This is a genomic window from Pseudomonas sp. A-R-19 (assembly GCF_019956575.1).
Lineage (GTDB): Bacteria > Pseudomonadota > Gammaproteobacteria > Pseudomonadales > Pseudomonadaceae > Aquipseudomonas.
This window is the reverse complement of the sequence record NZ_JAHBDR010000040.1, coordinates 1-15,025: the sequence shown is the minus strand read 5'-3', so window position 1 is coordinate 15,025 and position 15,025 is coordinate 1. Positions and strand designations below refer to the sequence as shown.

The following is a 15,025-nucleotide window of genomic DNA, read 5'->3' as shown; positions in this document are numbered from 1 at the left end:
TGTCTCGATTCGATGAACGGAGCGACCAGGGCCTCACTCTCATTTACCGCAGAACTCAGTTACCGCTCGAGTTCAGCGCTTCGGTCAGTGCAGCTTCCACTTCACTGGCGCTTACGCGCAACGGCTTGTCTGCTTCACGACGGCGCTTACGCTCGCTGTGATATGCCAGGCCGGTACCGGCCGGGATCAGACGACCCACGACCACGTTTTCTTTCAGGCCGCGCAGGTAGTCGCGCTTGCCGGTTACCGCCGCTTCGGTCAGTACGCGAGTGGTTTCCTGGAAGGAAGCCGCCGAGATGAACGATTCGGTGGACAACGACGCCTTGGTGATACCCAGCAGAACGCGAGTGAACTTGGAGACAAATTTGTCTTCGCCGCTCAGACGCTCGTTCTCTACCAGTACGTGAGTCAGTTCCATCTGGTCGCCCTTGATGAAACTGGAATCGCCGGATTCAGCGATTTCAACTTTACGCAGCATCTGACGCAGGATGGTCTCGATGTGCTTGTCGTTGATCTTCACGCCTTGCAGACGGTAAACGTCCTGGATCTCGTTAACAATGTACTTGGCCAGCGCACTCACACCCAGCAGACGCAGGATGTCGTGTGGATCGCTCGGACCGTCGGAGATAACTTCGCCGCGGTTTACCTGTTCGCCTTCGAACACGTTCAGGTGACGCCACTTCGGAATCAGCTCTTCGTAAGGATCGGTACCGTCGTTCGGGGTGATAACCAGGCGGCGCTTGCCCTTGGTCTCTTTACCGAACGCGATGGTGCCGCTGACTTCAGCCAGAATCGACGCTTCTTTCGGACGACGGGCTTCGAACAAGTCGGCAACACGCGGCAGACCACCGGTGATGTCACGGGTCTTCGAAGTTTCTTGCGGGATACGAGCGATAACATCACCGATCGCGATCTTCGCACCGTCCGCTACACCGACCAGGGCGTTGGCTGGCAGGAAGTACTGAGCGATAACGTCAGTGCCTGGCAGCAACAGATCCTTGCCGTTGTCGTCGACCATCTTCACGGCAGGACGGATGTCTTTACCGGCAGCTGGACGATCTTTGGCGTCGAGTACTTCAATGTTGGTCATACCGGTCAATTCGTCAGTCTGACGCTTGATCGTGATGCCTTCTTCCATGCCCACGTAGGTCACGGTACCTTTCATTTCGGTAACGATCGGGTGAGTGTGCGGATCCCACTTGGCCACGATTGCGCCAGCGTCGACCTTGTCACCTTCTTTAACCGAAATCACGGCACCGTACGGCAGCTTGTAACGCTCACGCTCACGACCGAAATCATCAGCGATGGCCAGCTCACCGGAACGGGACACAGCAACCAGGTGGCCATCCACTCGCTCCACGTGCTTCAAATTGTGCAGACGAACGGTACCGCCATTCTTCACCTGGACGCTGTCCGCAGCGGAGGTCCGGCTTGCCGCACCACCGATGTGGAACGTACGCATCGTCAGCTGGGTACCCGGCTCACCGATGGACTGGGCAGCGATAACGCCGACCGCTTCACCGATGTTCACCTGGTGACCACGAGCCAGGTCACGGCCGTAGCACTTGGCACAAATGCCGTAGCGGGTTTCGCAGCTGATCGGCGAGCGAACGATCACTTCGTCGATGCTGTTGAGTTCGATGAACTCGACCCACTTCTCGTCGACCAGGGTGCCAGCAGGAACGATGACGTCCTCGGTACCTGGCTTGAATACGTCACGGGCGATAACACGACCCAATACGCGCTCACCCAACGGCTCTACAACGTCACCGCCTTCAATGTGCGGAGTCATCAGCAGACCGTGTTCGGTGCCGCAATCGATCTCGGTTACAACCAGGTCTTGTGCAACGTCCACCAGACGACGAGTCAGGTAACCGGAGTTAGCCGTTTTCAACGCGGTATCCGCAAGACCCTTACGAGCACCGTGAGTGGAGATGAAGTACTGAAGTACGCTCAAACCTTCACGGAAGTTCGCAGTAATCGGCGTTTCAATGATGGAACCGTCCGGCTTGGCCATCAGGCCACGCATACCGGCCAGCTGACGAATCTGTGCTGCGGAACCCCGCGCACCCGAGTCAGCCATCATGTACATCGAGTTGAAGGATTCCTGGTCGACTTCGACGCCATGACGGTCGATGACTTTCTCTTTCGAGAGGTTGGCCATCATCGCCTTGGAAACTTCGTCGTTCGCCTTGGACCAAAGGTCGATCACTTTGTTGTACTTCTCGCCCTGGGTTACCAGGCCGGAGGCGTACTGGCTCTCGATCTCTTTCACTTCGTCAGTGGCGGCACTGATGATGCGGGCTTTTTCATCCGGGATAACGAAGTCGTTAACACCGATGGAAACGCCGGAAATGGTCGAGTAAGCAAAACCGGTGTACATCAACTGGTCAGCGAAGATCACGGTCTCTTTCAGACCAACCACGCGGTAGCACTGGTTGATCAGCTTGGAGATCGCCTTTTTCTTCATCGGCAAGTTGACGACGTCGTACGACAGGCCTTTTGGCACAACCTGGTACAACAGAGCACGGCCGACAGTGGTGTCGACGATACGAACGTTGCTCACGCTGCCGCCATCACGGTCGTTGACGGTTTCGTGGATGCGCACTTTAACCTTGGCGTGCAGTGCGGCTTCGCCGGCACGGAACACACGGTCAACTTCTTGCAGGTCAGCGAACACACGACCTTCGCCCTTGGCGTTGATCGCTTCACGGGTCATGTAGTACAGACCCAGTACAACGTCCTGCGACGGAACGATGATTGGCTCACCGTTGGCTGGCGACAGAATGTTGTTGGTCGACATCATCAACGCACGCGCTTCGAGCTGGGCTTCCAGCGTCAGCGGTACGTGCACGGCCATTTGGTCGCCGTCGAAGTCGGCGTTGTACGCGGCGCAGACCAGAGGGTGCAGCTGGATAGCCTTACCTTCGATCAGAACCGGTTCAAACGCCTGGATACCCAGACGGTGAAGGGTAGGTGCACGGTTGAGGAGAACCGGGTGTTCGCGGATCACTTCAGCGAGAACGTCCCAAACTTCCGGCAGCTCGCGCTCGACCATCTTCTTGGCAGCCTTGATGGTGGTAGCGAGACCACGCATTTCCAGCTTGCCGAAAATGAACGGCTTGAACAGCTCGAGAGCCATTTTCTTCGGCAGACCGCACTGGTGCAGACGCAGGGTCGGACCTACGGTAATTACCGAACGACCCGAGTAGTCAACACGCTTACCGAGCAAGTTCTGACGGAAACGACCCTGCTTACCCTTGATCATGTCAGCCAGGGATTTCAGAGGACGCTTGTTCGAACCGGTGATAGCGCGGCCACGACGGCCGTTGTCGAGCAGTGCGTCGACAGCTTCCTGCAACATACGCTTTTCGTTGCGCACGATGATGTCCGGAGCGGACAGATCCAGCAGGCGCTTCAAACGGTTGTTACGGTTGATCACTCGACGATACAGATCGTTGAGGTCGGAAGTCGCGAAGCGACCGCCATCGAGCGGGACCAGTGGACGCAGATCTGGCGGCAGAACCGGCAGAACGGTCAGCACCATCCACTCTGGCAGGTTGCCGGAACCCTGGAAGGCTTCCATCAACTTCAGACGCTTGGACAGCTTCTTGATCTTGGTTTCGGAGTTGGTTTGCGGAATTTCTTCACGCAGACGGCCAATCTCGTGTTCCAGGTCGATAGCGTGCAGCAGTTCGCGGACAGCTTCGGCACCCATGCGGGCATCGAAATCGTCACCGAATTCTTCCAGCGCTTCGAAGTACTGCTCGTCGTTTAGCAGCTGACCTTTTTCAAGGGTGGTCATGCCTGGATCGATAACGACATAGCTCTCGAAATAGAGAACGCGTTCGATATCACGCAGGGTCATGTCCATCAGCAAGCCGATACGGGACGGCAGCGACTTCAGGAACCAGATGTGGGCAACAGGCGAGGCCAGTTCGATGTGCGCCATGCGCTCACGACGAACTTTTGCCAGTGCAACTTCAACGCCGCACTTCTCGCAGATCACACCGCGGTGCTTCAAGCGCTTGTACTTACCGCACAGGCACTCGTAATCCTTTACCGGGCCAAAGATCTTGGCGCAGAACAGGCCGTCACGCTCAGGTTTGAACGTACGGTAGTTGATGGTTTCCGGCTTTTTAACTTCACCGAACGACCACGAACGGATCATCTCAGGCGATGCCAATCCGATACGGATGGCGTCGAACTCTTCGACTTGACCCTGGTTTTTCAGCAAATTCAGTAGGTCTTTCAAGGCCTTTCCTCCTGGCGGAGCAGAGAGCGGGCAATCCTGCCCCGCTCTCGATTCGCGTCACGTGTTATTCGGTTTCCAGATCGATATCGATGCCGAGGGAACGAATTTCCTTGATCAACACGTTGAAGGACTCGGGCATGCCCGGCTCCATACGGTGATCGCCATCCACGATGTTTTTGTACATCTTGGTACGGCCGTTCACATCGTCCGACTTCACTGTGAGCATTTCTTGCAGAGTGTAAGCGGCACCGTATGCTTCCAGTGCCCAGACCTCCATCTCCCCGAAACGCTGACCACCGAACTGCGCCTTACCACCCAGCGGCTGCTGGGTAACCAGGCTGTACGAACCGGTAGAACGAGCGTGCATCTTGTCGTCTACCAAGTGGTTCAGCTTCAGCATGTACATGTAGCCAACGGTAACCGGGCGCTCGAACTTGTTGCCGGTACGGCCGTCGGTCAGCTGCATCTGGCCGCTTTCTGGCAGGTCTGCCAGTTTCAGCATGGCCTTGATTTCGCTTTCCTTGGCGCCGTCGAACACTGGAGTGGCCATTGGAACGCCGCCACGCAGGTTTTGAGCCAGATCCAGGATTTCCTGGTCCGAGAAGTCATCGAGGCTTTCCTGACGACCGCCGATCTCGTTGTAGATCTCGTGCAGGAATTTACGCAGCTCGGCAACCTTGCGCTGCTCTTCAATCATGCGATTGATCTTCTCGCCCAGACCTTTGGCCGCGAGGCCCAGGTGGGTTTCGAGGATCTGACCAACGTTCATACGCGAAGGTACGCCCAACGGGTTGAGAACGACGTCGACCGGGGTGCCATTGGCATCGTGCGGCATGTCTTCAACCGGCATGATCACGGAGACCACACCCTTGTTACCGTGACGACCGGCCATCTTGTCGCCCGGCTGGATGCGACGACGGATTGCCAGGTAAACCTTGACGATTTTCAGCACGCCTGGAGCCAGGTCATCGCCCTGCTGCAGTTTGCGCTTCTTGTCTTCGAACTTGTCGTCCAGCAGACGGCGACGATCAACGATGTAGGCCTGGGCCTTCTCGAGCTGCTCGTTCAGGGCGTCTTCAGCCATGCGCAGTTTGAACCACTGGCCGTGCTCAAGACCGTCGAGAACTTCGTCGGTGATGTCCTGGCCTTTCTTCAGACCGGCGCCGCCTTCGGCTTTGTGGCCGACCAGAGCGGAACGCAGACGTTCGAAAGTAGCGCCTTCGACGATACGGAACTCTTCGTTGAGGTCCTTGCGGATCTCGTCCAGCTGGGACTTCTCGATCGACAGGGCACGAGCATCACGCTCAACGCCATCGCGGGTGAAGACCTGTACGTCGATGACAGTACCTTTGGTACCGGTAGGTACACGCAGGGAAGTGTCTTTAACGTCGCTGGCTTTTTCACCGAAGATCGCACGCAGCAGTTTTTCTTCCGGAGTCAGTTGGGTCTCGCCTTTCGGAGTGACCTTACCCACCAGGATGTCGCCTGCGCCAACTTCAGCACCTACGTAAACGATACCGGCTTCGTCCAGCTTGTTCAGTGCAGCTTCACCCACGTTCGGGATGTCTGCAGTGATTTCCTCTGGGCCAAGCTTGGTGTCACGGGCCACACAGGTCAGTTCCTGAATGTGGATCGTGGTGAAACGGTCTTCCTGAACAACACGCTCGGACAGGCAGATGGAGTCTTCGAAGTTGAAGCCGTTCCATGCCATGAACGCGATGCGCATGTTCTGGCCCAGTGCCAGTTCACCCATGTCGGTGGACGGGCCGTCGGCCATGATGTCGCTACGCTGAACCCGATCACCCTTACGCACCAGCGGACGCTGGTTGATGCAGGTGTTCTGGTTGGAGCGGGTGTACTTGGTCAGGTTGTAGATGTCGACACCGGCTTCACCGGTTTCAACTTCGTCATCGGCAACACGAACCACGATACGGCTGGCGTCGACGGAGTCGATCACGCCGCCACGACGAGCCACGACGCAAACGCCGGAGTCACGGGCTACGTTACGCTCCATGCCGGTACCTACCAGCGGCTTGTCAGCGCGCAGGGTTGGTACAGCTTGACGCTGCATGTTCGAACCCATCAACGCACGGTTGGCGTCGTCGTGCTCGAGGAACGGAATCAGCGACGCAGCAACCGAAACTACCTGCTTCGGCGATACGTCCATCAAGGTGACGTCTTCCGGCGCCTTGACGGTGAATTCGTTCAGGTGACGAACAGCTACCAGCTCGTCGATCAGGACTTTCTTGTCGTTCATCGTGGCCGAAGCCTGAGCGATCACGTGATCAGCTTCTTCAATGGCGGACAGGAACACGATCTCGTCGGTGACCAGAGCGTCTTTCACCACGCGGTACGGGCTTTCCAGGAAGCCGTACTGGTTGGTGCGCGCATAGGCAGCCAGGGAGTTGATCAGACCGATGTTCGGACCTTCCGGCGTTTCGATCGGGCATACACGACCGTAGTGAGTCGGGTGTACGTCACGAACTTCAAAGCCAGCACGCTCACGAGTCAAACCGCCAGGGCCGAGTGCAGAGACACGACGCTTGTGGGTGATCTCGGACAGCGGGTTGTTCTGGTCCATGAACTGGGACAGCTGGCTGGAACCGAAGAACTCTTTCACCGCCGCAGCCACTGGCTTGGCGTTGATCAGGTCTTGCGGCATCAGGCCTTCGCTTTCAGCCATCGACAGACGCTCTTTGACCGCACGCTCAACACGTACCAGGCCAACGCGGAACTGGTTCTCGGCCATTTCGCCTACGCAGCGAACACGACGGTTACCCAGGTGGTCGATGTCATCGACGATGCCTTTACCGTTACGGATGTCGACCAGGGTCTTCAGTACCGCGACGATGTCTTCCTTGCACAGCACGCCCGAACCTTCGATCTCGGTACGACCGATACGACGGTTGAACTTCATCCGGCCGACCGCAGACAGATCATAGCGCTCAGGGCTGAAGAACAGGTTGTTGAACAGGGTCTCGGCAGCGTCTTTGGTTGGCGGCTCGCCAGGACGCATCATGCGATAGATCTCGACCAGCGCTTCCAGTTGGTTGCTGGTGGAGTCGATCTTCAGGGTGTCGGAGACGAACGGACCGCAGTCGATATCGTTGGTGTACAGAGTTTCGATTCGAACAACCTGGGCCTTGGCGATTTTGGCCAGGATCTCGGTGTTCAGCTCGGTGTTGCACTCTGCCAGGATTTCGCCGGTTGCCGGGTGCACGATGACCTTGGCGGTTGTGCGGCCCAGGACGTAGTCCAGAGGCACATCCAGCTCTTTGATCCCGGCTTTTTCCAGCTGGTTGATGTGGCGAGCGGTGATACGACGACCCTGCTCGACAATAACCTTGCCTTTGTCATCCTGAATATCGAGGACAGCGATTTCACCACGCAGGCGCTGAGGCACCAGCTCCAGGCTCAGGGTCTCGCCCTTCACGTGGAATACGTTGGTGGTATAGAACGCGTCCAGCACTTCTTCAGTGGTATAGCCCAGCGCGCGCAGCAGTACCGAGGCAGGCAGCTTGCGACGACGGTCGATACGCACGAATACGCAGTCTTTCGGGTCGAACTCGAAGTCCAGCCACGAACCGCGGTAAGGAATGATGCGCGCGGAGTACAGCAGTTTACCGGAGCTGTGCGTCTTGCCACGGTCGTGGTCGAAGAACACGCCCGGGGAACGGTGCAGCTGGGAAACGATTACACGCTCGGTACCGTTGATTACGAAGGTACCGTTTTCAGTCATCAGGGGAATTTCACCCATGTAGACTTCTTGCTCTTTGATGTCCTTGATCGCTTTGTTCGACGATTCTTTGTCGAAAATGATCAGGCGCACTTTTACCCGCAAAGGTACGGCGTAAGTTACACCGCGCAATACGCATTCTTTGACATCAAATGCCGGTTCGCCCAGACGATATCCGACGTACTCCAGCGCAGCATTGCCGGAGTAGCTGATGATCGGGAAAACGGATTTGAAGGCCGCATGCAGGCCCACGTCGCGGAACTGATCTTTAGTCGCTCCCGCTTGCAAGAATTCACGATACGAATCCAGCTGGATGGCCAGGAGGTACGGCACATCCATGACGTCCGGCAACTTGCTAAAGTCCTTGCGGATACGTTTTTTCTCAGTATATGAGTAAGCCATCAGCGTTCCCCAGCTTGGTCACCTGCTTGTTTGGCCCCTCCCGACGGGAGCAGCCAGAAAATCGTGCAAACCCCATGGTTTGCGCCACCGCATCGGGTGGTTACAGCACGTTATCGGCACCGACCCAGTCGGCTGCCAATAACGGAAAAAGGCCGGTGGCAAGAGCCACCAGCCATCAGCCTGTCGCTTAACGCTCGGGCTGGAGGAGCAAAGTCGATGCTTACTTCAGCTCGACTTTAGCGCCTGCTTCTTCCAGAGCTGCTTTGGCTTTGTCAGCTGCGTCTTTGGCAACAGCTTCCAGAACCATGGCAGGTGCGCCGTCAACTACAGCCTTGGCTTCTTTCAAGCCCAGACCGGTCAGTTCACGTACAGCCTTGATCACGTTAACTTTCTTCTCGCCAGCTTCGGTCAGCATGACGTTGAATTCGGTTTGCTCTTCAACAACAGCGGCAGCAGCAGCTGGACCAGCCGAAGCAGCAGCAGCGGTAACGCCGAATTTTTCTTCGAAAGCTTTGATCAGCTCAACAACTTCCATTACGGACATGTTGCCAACTGCTTCAAGGATATCGTTCTGAGAGATAGACATGAATCTAATTCCTGATATTGGGGACGGCCTACGCGACCATCGAAAAAAACAAAAAACGCGAGAAGTTGACGAGCCTTAGGCTGCAGCAGCTTCTTTCTGGTCGCGAATTGCCGCCAGAGTACGAGCCAATTTGCTGGTAGCGCCTTGAATCACGCTCATCAGCTGAGAAATTGCTTCGTCACGGGTCGGCAGAGTTGCCAGTACGTCGATTTGGTTAGCTGCGAGGAACTTGCCCTCGAACGCAGCTGCCTTGATCTCGAACTTGTCCTGACCCTTTGCGAATTCCTTGAAGATCCGGGCAGCAGCGCCTGGATGTTCTTTGGAGAACGCAATCAGGGTAGGGCCGGTGAACACGTCGTTGAGGACACTGAATTCAGTGTCAGCAACAGCGCGCTTGAGCAGGGTGTTACGTACAACACGTACGTAAACGCCAGCTTCACGAGCCTCTTTACGGAGTCCGGTCATCGCGCCTACTGTTACGCCACGGGCATCAGCCACGACAGCGGACAGAGCGACTTTGGCAGCCTCGTTGACTTCAGCGACGATGGCCTTCTTGTCTTCGAGTTTAATTGCCACGGGTTTAACTCCTGCTTGTTACCGTTTCATCTGGTCGAAACCGGATGTCGTTTTGGTGTCTGATTCGGTAAGGAACCGGGAGCACCATCTGCGTAGGCTTGTGGTTTAAGACTTGCGTCGCCTACGGTCTTGGATAGCCCCCGCCAGGCAGGGACCCCAATTTTTCAATTGGCGCAATCGCTTGCGCCAATCTTTGTCTTACGCGTCGAGCGAGCTTTGGTCGATGACCAGACCTGGGCCCATAGTGGTGCTCAGGGTAACGCGCTTGACGTAAATGCCTTTCGAGGAAGCTGGCTTGATACGCTTCAGATCAGCGATCAGGGCTTCAACGTTTTCCTTCAGCTTGACGGCGTCGAAGCCGATCTTGCCAACGGAAGTGTGGATGATGCCGTTTTTGTCGGTGCGATAACGAACCTGACCAGCCTTGGCGTTTTTAACCGCGGTAGCTACGTCTGGAGTTACGGTGCCGACTTTAGGGTTAGGCATCAGGCCACGTGGACCGAGGATCTGACCCAGTTGACCTACAACGCGCATTGCATCCGGGGATGCAATCACTACGTCATAGTTCAGGTCGCCGCCTTTCATTTCGGCAGCCAGGTCGTCCATGCCTACGCGGTCAGCGCCGGCAGCCAGAGCGGCTTCAGCAGCTGGACCCTGGGTGAACACAGCAACGCGAACGGTCTTGCCAGTGCCGTGTGGCAGCACAGTAGCGCTACGAACGACCTGGTCGGATTTACGCGGGTCAACACCCAGGTTTACAGCTACGTCGAACGACTCGCTGAACTTGACAGTCGACAGCTCAGCCAGCAGGGCAGCAGCGTCTACAAAGTTGTAGGCCTTGCCTGCTTCGATTTTGCCGGCGATAGCCTTTTGACGCTTGGTCAGCTTAGCCATTACACACCCTCCACGTTAAGGCCCATGCTACGAGCAGAACCGGCGATAGTACGCACGGCTGCTTCCATATCAGCTGCAGTCAGATCCGCGTTTTTGGTTTTCGCGATTTCTTCCAGCTGAGCACGAGTCACGGTGCCAACCTTAACGGTGTTCGGACGAGCGGAACCGCTGGTCAGACCGGCCGCCTTCTTCAGCAGAACCGAAGCAGGGGTGGATTTGGTTTCGAAAGTGAAGCTACGGTCGCTGTAGACAGTGATGATCACTGGAGTCGGCAGACCTGGCTCAAGACCCTGAGTACGGGCGTTGAAAGCCTTGCAGAATTCCATGATGTTCACGCCGTGCTGACCCAGAGCAGGACCAACAGGTGGGCTTGGGTTAGCCTGAGCGGCCTTCACTTGCAGCTTGATGTAAGCGGTAATCTTCTTGGCCATGAGGCACTCCAATTACGGGTTCGAACGCCTCGAGAGGCTCCCCGGTTACTTGCGCGTTTATCCCAGTGACGACAAAACCCCACAGCCTATGGCTGCGGGGTTGGGATGCTTGCTCAACTAGACCTTTTCGACCTGGCTGAACTCGAGCTCCACCGGAGTAGAGCGACCGAAAATGAGCACTGCGACCTGAATCCGGCTCTTTTCGTAGTTAACTTCTTCAACAACACCGGTAAAGTCCGCAAACGGACCGTCATTGACACGTACCGACTCACCCGGCTCGAACAACGTCTTCGGCTTCGGCTTGTCGCTACCATCAGCAACGCGGCGCAGAATCGCTTCTGCCTCTTTATCGGTGATCGGCGCAGGCTTATCGGCAGTACCGCCAATGAAACCCATCACCCGAGGAGTATCCTTGACCAAGTGCCAAGTACCCTCGTTCATATCCATCTGCACCAGCACGTAGCCAGGGAAGAATTTACGTTCGCTTTTGCGCTTCTGGCCATTGCGCATCTCAACCACTTCTTCAGTGGGAACCAGAATTTCGCCGAAGCCATCTTCCATACCAGCCAGCTTCACGCGCTCGATCAGCGAGCGCATTACATGCTTCTCGTAACCGGAGTAAGCATGCACAACATACCAACGCTTAGCCACGGGACACCCTTAGCCGACAATCAAGGAAACAAGCCAGCCGAGCAGGGAATCAAGCCCCCACAACAGCAACGCCATAACCAGGACAACAGCCACAACGATCAACGTGGTCTGCGTGGTTTCTTGGCGAGTTGGCCAAACGACTTTACGAATTTCGGTGCGCGCTTCCTTAACCAGTACAAAGAAAGACTTGCCCTTGACCGTCTGCAGGCCTACAAAGGCAGCTACAGCAGCAATAGCAAGCAATGCGAGTACGCGGTACAGGATCGGCGAAGCAGAAAAGTACTGATTGCCAACAACGCCAACAACCACCAGAGCGACTACTACAAGCCACTTGAGGAGGTCGAAACGAGAGCCTTGAGCTTCAGCTTTAGGAGTCATCTATGAAGATCCTGTGAAAAGAAAGCCAGACACACCAGGTGAATCTGGCAGGTCAGGAGGGAATCGAACCCCCAACCTACGGTTTTGGAGACCGTCGCTCTGCCAATTGAGCTACTGACCTAAAACAAAATCAGGCCGACCATTATGCCGACCCGAAAAAGACTTTACAACAACTTACTAGGCAACCTTGACTGCAACACCGACATTCACGACACCGGCAACCTTCAGAAACACATTCAGGCGCAACCACTACCACCTAAAACAAAGGCAGATATTTTCATATCTGCCTTGTTATATGGAGCTCTTGAGCGGATTTGAACCGCTGACCTCACCCTTACCAAGGGTGTGCTCTACCAACTGAGCTACAAGAGCGTAACACTGTGCAAAACCTGTAAACTTGGAGCGGGTAGCGGGAATCGAACCCGCATCATCAGCTTGGAAGGCTGAGGTTCTACCACTAAACTATACCCGCGAGCGCTTACAGCTCTCGCTAAAAATGGTGGAGGGGGAAGGATTCGAACCTTCGAAGTCGTAGACGTCAGATTTACAGTCTGATCCCTTTGGCCGCTCGGGAACCCCTCCTAAGCGAGCCGGCATTCTACATCATGCCAGCCTTCTGTCAAGCATTTTCTCAATTAAATCTTGAGGTTAGCTGCGTTGACCTCGCTTCACATCGTTAACCGTTTCCGGTGTTCGCTGTGGAGCGGGCGCCATTCTATGCAAACTATTCAGTGGGCGCAACCCCCTCGCACGGCATTATTTTATGTTTTAACTCATTGAATTCTTTAGAAAGGTTTTGCAGCTGCAGATCGTCCAGCCAACGCCGGCTTTCCGGTGCGATACGCACCCAATACCCCGCGCTTTCAGCTGCAGCTTTAGGCAGGGACTGATACTTGACCTCCATCCCGCTTAGACGACGCTCAACCGCCTGCGCGGCCTCCTGGCGCGTATAGCCGCCCAGATAAAGGCAGCCATTGTCTGTCGAGACAGTCTTACCCTTGTCTTTGGAGATGTCACTTGCTTCGCTCAACAAGCGGATATCTTGCTGAGACCCGCGATACAGACTCAAAGGCGTGACATCCTTCGCACGCAAAGGAGCCTCTTGTTGATGCCAGATGTAGTAGAAGCCATTGAGGACAAGCAGCAGCAGAAACAACCAACGCATAAAAACCTCAGGACAAGGGACAGGCCATGGCCAATCCAACAAACACCAAGTCCGGAACAACCCTGGCGTGAGGCACGACCTCAGCAACCAGGCTCGCATCCCCCCCAGTGAGGAATACGACAAAGTCCTCACCCCAGTAGCTGCGCGCCAATTCGAGCTGGGTCAGCACGAAGCCGCGCAACATCAACAGACAACCACGTTCTACAGCCTCGACAGTCGCGCGACCAGGAACAAGACTTTCCTGAGCCTGCTCGGCTGCCAGATCCCCATAACGAATTTTGCGAGTGTGGGTGCGCAACTGGTTGCGCATCAACGGCATCCCCGGACAGATGAAACCACCCAGGTGCTCTCCATCCGCCGCGACAAAGTCAGCGGTCACGGCCGTACCGAAATCGAGCACCAGGCACGCACCTGAAGCGAGATGAAAACCTCCGAGCATTGCCAGCCACCGATCCAGCCCCAGCCGCTCAAACTCTTCATACCCATTGCGCACGCCTGACATTTCGCGCGCAGGCGCTGCGCACACAACTGGCACATCAAAGGTATCGCCGAGCAAAGACGTCAGCGCTGCGGTTTCCTCCGCGGTCCTGACACTCACCAACCGGCAAAACGTGAGGGCAAGCCCTTTGAGCGCCCCCAACCCCTCCAGCAATCCAAGATCGGAATCGACGACCCCTTCACCCAGCACCTGCCCGGCATTTGCGGCAAGCACACGCCACTTGATGAAACTATTCCCACAATCGAGCTCAAGAATCATCACGCAACCTCAGGCTCAACTCACCACCACTGAAGACTTTCTCCACACCATCCACCTTCAGGCGCAAGGCGCCCTGGCCATCAATGCCCAGCACTTCACCATCAATTTGATTGACGCCGGCAATCAACGACACGCTTCGCCCCTGCCACAGGTGATTTTGCTCCCACTCTGACTGGATGGCCAAAAAGCCACCCGCCTGGTGACGAGCCAGGTATCGCTGCAGCGTCTCCCCCAACACCGCGACCAATTGGTTGCGATCAAACAATTTGCCTGACTCGAGCCGCAGGGATGTCCATTGCTGGTCCACCTCTTCTGCGGACTGCATGTTCACATTGATTCCAACCCCCAGGACCACGTGACACACATCAGCAGGATCACCAACCAACTCGAGCAGTATTCCCGCGATCTTTTTCTGACCTACAAGGACATCGTTCGGCCATTTCAATCCAGCGGATGCAACACCGAGCTCACGCAACGTCTGCAACACTGCGAGCCCAACGACGAGACTCAAGCCTTCCAACTGGCGCATCCCGCCATCAATGCGCAGCACCAGGCTGTAATAGACGTTTTCTGCGAACGGACTGACCCACTTGCGACCACGTCGCCCGCGACCGGCTGTCTGCCGCTCCGAAAGCACCACAAACGGTGCCGCTTGCCCGCGCTCAATAGCGCGCAGCGCTTCGGCATTAGTCGAGTCGATTGAGTCGTGAACCTGGACAGGCCAGGCGCAAGAGTGCGCCTGAGCGCTTATCTCGGCAGGATCGAGCAGCGCTAATGGCGCGGACAATTGATAGCCGCGCCCACGAACCTTATGAATAGACAACCCCAGCTCAGCCTCTAAATGCTGAAGCTGCTTCCACACGGCACTACGACTGACGCCCAGGGCAGCACCCAACGCCTGACCCGAATGGAATCGGCCATCTTTAAGAAGCTTTAACAACGTCAGCATGCAGGTCTCGCCTCACAATGAGGCCCGCATGATAGCCACGCGCCGAGCGATTGCATAGAAATCCAGTAGTCGTGGCTTTTCTTCGGCCAAAAACAAAACCCCAACTGCTTTCGCAATTGGGGTTTCGGAATTTAATCTTGACGATGACCTACTCTCACATGGGGAAACCCCACACTACCATCGGCGATGCATCGTTTCACTGCTGAGTTCGGGATGGGATCAGGTGGTTCCAACGCTCTATGGTC

Annotated in this window: 11 protein-coding genes, 4 tRNA genes and 1 rRNA gene; all 16 read right to left on the bottom strand. The window is 56.0% G+C overall.

What is annotated here, in order from left to right; translation table 11 throughout:
* Positions 1-55 precede the first annotated feature (55 nt).
* On the bottom strand, positions 56-4,255 hold the full coding sequence (rpoC, locus tag KGA88_RS08060) for a DNA-directed RNA polymerase subunit beta' (protein ID WP_110657201.1): 4,200 nt from the start codon (positions 4,253-4,255) through the stop codon (positions 56-58).
* Positions 4,256-4,319: 64 nt separating this feature from the next.
* Positions 4,320-8,393 carry a DNA-directed RNA polymerase subunit beta gene (rpoB, locus tag KGA88_RS08055; RefSeq protein WP_053162836.1) on the bottom strand — a complete coding sequence of 1,358 codons (4,074 nt, stop codon included), beginning with the start codon at positions 8,391-8,393 and terminating at the stop codon, positions 4,320-4,322.
* 220 nt (positions 8,394-8,613) lie between these two features.
* Positions 8,614-8,979, bottom strand: coding sequence for a 50S ribosomal protein L7/L12 (gene rplL / locus KGA88_RS08050; protein WP_056855887.1), 366 nt, complete (start codon positions 8,977-8,979; stop codon positions 8,614-8,616).
* A gap of 75 nt (positions 8,980-9,054) precedes the next feature.
* Positions 9,055-9,555 (bottom strand): 50S ribosomal protein L10, encoded by a 501-nt coding sequence (rplJ, locus tag KGA88_RS08045; RefSeq protein WP_007970413.1) that lies wholly within the window; start codon positions 9,553-9,555, stop codon positions 9,055-9,057.
* 198 nt (positions 9,556-9,753) lie between these two features.
* Positions 9,754-10,449, bottom strand: a complete 696-nt coding sequence (gene rplA, locus KGA88_RS08040; protein WP_003186095.1) for a 50S ribosomal protein L1 — start codon at positions 10,447-10,449, stop codon at positions 9,754-9,756.
* The gene (gene rplK, locus KGA88_RS08035) at positions 10,449-10,880 is read right to left on the bottom strand and encodes a 50S ribosomal protein L11 (protein ID WP_007933726.1); all 432 of its coding nucleotides are present in this window, start codon (positions 10,878-10,880) and stop codon (positions 10,449-10,451) included. The genes rplA and rplK overlap by 1 nt, the downstream gene beginning before the upstream one ends.
* A gap of 117 nt (positions 10,881-10,997) precedes the next feature.
* Entirely contained in the window at positions 10,998-11,531 is a 534-nt protein-coding gene (gene nusG, locus KGA88_RS08030) for a transcription termination/antitermination protein NusG (RefSeq protein ID WP_007984405.1), read from the bottom strand.
* 9 nt (positions 11,532-11,540) lie between these two features.
* On the bottom strand, positions 11,541-11,909 hold the full coding sequence (secE, locus tag KGA88_RS08025) for a preprotein translocase subunit SecE (protein ID WP_007984402.1): 369 nt from the start codon (positions 11,907-11,909) through the stop codon (positions 11,541-11,543).
* A gap of 45 nt (positions 11,910-11,954) precedes the next feature.
* Positions 11,955-12,030 (bottom strand) — tRNA-Trp (locus tag KGA88_RS08020).
* A 175-nt stretch (positions 12,031-12,205) separates the two neighbouring features.
* Positions 12,206-12,281 (bottom strand) — tRNA-Thr (locus KGA88_RS08015).
* Positions 12,282-12,307: 26 nt separating this feature from the next.
* A tRNA-Gly gene (locus KGA88_RS08010) sits at positions 12,308-12,381 on the bottom strand.
* 25 nt (positions 12,382-12,406) lie between these two features.
* Positions 12,407-12,491 (bottom strand) — tRNA-Tyr (locus KGA88_RS08005).
* 142 nt (positions 12,492-12,633) lie between these two features.
* Positions 12,634-13,074 carry a hypothetical protein gene (locus KGA88_RS08000; RefSeq protein WP_223590062.1) on the bottom strand — a complete coding sequence of 147 codons (441 nt, stop codon included), beginning with the start codon at positions 13,072-13,074 and terminating at the stop codon, positions 12,634-12,636.
* A 7-nt stretch (positions 13,075-13,081) separates the two neighbouring features.
* Positions 13,082-13,831, bottom strand: a complete 750-nt coding sequence (locus tag KGA88_RS07995) for a pantothenate kinase (protein WP_223590060.1) — start codon at positions 13,829-13,831, stop codon at positions 13,082-13,084.
* A complete protein-coding gene (gene birA / locus KGA88_RS07990; RefSeq protein WP_223590058.1) occupies positions 13,821-14,780 on the bottom strand; it encodes a bifunctional biotin--[acetyl-CoA-carboxylase] ligase/biotin operon repressor BirA in 960 nt (319 codons plus the stop codon). Before birA ends, KGA88_RS07995 begins: the two co-directional genes overlap by 11 nt.
* A 135-nt stretch (positions 14,781-14,915) precedes the next feature.
* Positions 14,916-15,025, bottom strand: a 5S ribosomal RNA gene (gene rrf, locus KGA88_RS07985); the annotation flags it as partial.

Bases quoted from the DNA above. Each gene is read 5' to 3' on its own strand.
- rpoB (WP_053162836.1), bottom strand. From the start codon at position 8,393: ATGGCTTACTCATATACTGAGAAAAAACGTATCCGCAAGGACTTTAGC.
- rplL (WP_056855887.1), bottom strand. From the start codon at position 8,979: ATGTCTATCTCTCAGAACGATATCCTTGAAGCAGTTGGCAACATGTCC.
- rplA (WP_003186095.1), bottom strand. From the start codon at position 10,449: ATGGCTAAGCTGACCAAGCGTCAAAAGGCTATCGCCGGCAAAATCGAA.
- rplK (WP_007933726.1), bottom strand. From the start codon at position 10,880: ATGGCCAAGAAGATTACCGCTTACATCAAGCTGCAAGTGAAGGCCGCT.
- secE (WP_007984402.1), bottom strand. From the start codon at position 11,909: ATGACTCCTAAAGCTGAAGCTCAAGGCTCTCGTTTCGACCTCCTCAAG.
- KGA88_RS08000 (WP_223590062.1), bottom strand. From the start codon at position 13,074: ATGCGTTGGTTGTTTCTGCTGCTGCTTGTCCTCAATGGCTTCTACTAC.
- KGA88_RS07995 (WP_223590060.1), bottom strand. From the start codon at position 13,831: ATGATTCTTGAGCTCGATTGTGGGAATAGTTTCATCAAGTGGCGTGTG.
- birA (WP_223590058.1), bottom strand. From the start codon at position 14,780: ATGCTGACGTTGTTAAAGCTTCTTAAAGATGGCCGATTCCATTCGGGT.